This window comes from Rhizorhapis sp. SPR117, from assembly GCF_021742065.1.
This window is the reverse complement of the sequence record NZ_JAKKIE010000170.1, coordinates 1-1,707: the sequence shown is the minus strand read 5'-3', so window position 1 is coordinate 1,707 and position 1,707 is coordinate 1. Positions and strand designations below refer to the sequence as shown.

The window sequence follows — 1,707 nt, the reverse complement described above, 5'->3', positions numbered from 1 at the left end:
TCGACCGCCATACCCACAGCACAGGCTTCAGCCACAACCCATGAACCTACCGGCATCAGCCGGTCTGTCATTCAGTGAACTGTGAGCTCCAATTGGTACGCTGCTTTGCCAGGAGCTGCCCACCCCATCAAATCGGCTGACGCTCGGCAGCATATCGATGTGTGGACGTCTCGGAGTTGGAGAGCCCGGATCATATTGCAGTGCGCGGTTGGGGCTTCCTGGATATTCCAAATCAGAGTCAGATTCTGATCGTTCCCACGATCCTTGGAATGGTTCGCGAAGTTGTCCATCTTGCAGAGCGACGCCCAATGCCGGGGATGCGAATTCAACCCCTATTTCGGGTGTCGCGCCTAATCTCTGCGGTAATTCTGCCGGTATTCCGAGCAGACCTTCAGTAAAAGCCAGCAGGGATCCGGACACTGAAGGCAAAGCTAGCACTGTTATACCGAGGCCAATCCCTCCAAGAAAACCGCCGATAACAAGCTGTTTATCCATCATACCGCCTCAATGAGTAAGGGACGTGGCATCAACCACCTCGCAATACATATTATAGTTGATACACTTTAAATATGTAAATTGCCATCCGTCCACTCATGGACATGCGGAAGCTCGTGGGGAGGAATGTCGCACGTTTGCGTCAGGAGAAAGGCTTGACCCAAGAGGATGTCGCGGCACGTTCAGGCTTCAGCCAACAGTATCTGAGCAGTCTTGAACGTGGCCACCGGAACCCCACCGTTATTACCCTTTATGAGCTGGCCCAAGCGCTTGGAGTGAGCCACGTCGCGCTAGTTGCGCCTGACGAGGACGCTGATTGAACGCCGATCGCTGCATGTACTCGGCGGCTATAGTAAGAGGCGCATTTTGAGTCAGTCGATTTCGTGTGATCGAGGAGCATAGGCTCAACTTCGGGCGCAATGGCAGGAAAAATTGCAAAGATAAATCTTTGTCGCCATCTCATTAGAATTGTCGAATTCGGCCGGGCGTGTAAGGATGAATCTGTGAGCGTTTTTTTGCCCCGCCGCCTGCAATACACGGTCAATAGCGATCTGCGTGACGTGGCACATGAGGAATTGCTCGACCTTACCGGCAATATCGTCCTTCTCGGCGAGGCGGGCGGAGGCAAAACCGAACTTACCAAGTGGCTCGGCGGTGCCGATCACGGCGACCATGTTCGCTGCACCGCGCGACAGTTGATCAACGGCGACGGCCGACAGCTGCTCGGAAACCACCGCTTCCTCGTCATCGACGCACTCGACGAGGTTACCGCTAAGGCCGACGGCGATGCGGTTGATCTGGTCCTGCGTGCATTGCGCGCTGCGGGCTATCCGCGGTTCATCCTGTCATGCCGCCTGTCCGAATGGCGCGCGGCGACGATGGTGGAGGCGATCCGGGAGCAATATCGCGACGTACCGCTACAAGTTGAACTGCGACCGCTCGATGCTGAACAGGCGACGGAGTTCCTGGCCGACCGGCTCGGCGATGCTGCGCGGGCCGATGACGTTGTCCATCAGTTTCTCGAGCGCAACCTTGGCGAATGGCTCGGCAATCCGCAGACACTGCTGATGCTTGGCGACGTGGCGAAGCAAGGGCCGCCGCCCAACACCACTAAAGCACTGTTCGACACCTATGTCTGTTGATTACCGCTGAGAGTTGACCCGGGATTTTCATCGAGAAGTGACCCTAGTCACCTGAATCCGAAGTTCGCTT

Annotated in this window: 2 protein-coding genes; both read left to right on the top strand. The window is 56.1% G+C overall.

The genetic code is table 11. From position 1 onward, the window contains the following. The first annotated feature begins 593 nt into the window (after positions 1-593). Positions 594-815: a helix-turn-helix domain-containing protein gene (locus tag L3X40_RS21745; RefSeq protein ID WP_237367414.1), complete on the top strand. Its 222-nt coding sequence runs from the start codon at positions 594-596 to the stop codon at positions 813-815. A gap of 183 nt (positions 816-998) precedes the next feature. Further along, entirely contained in the window at positions 999-1,637 is a 639-nt protein-coding gene (locus tag L3X40_RS21740; RefSeq protein ID WP_237367413.1) for a hypothetical protein, read from the top strand. Positions 1,638-1,707: the final 70 nt, after the last annotated feature.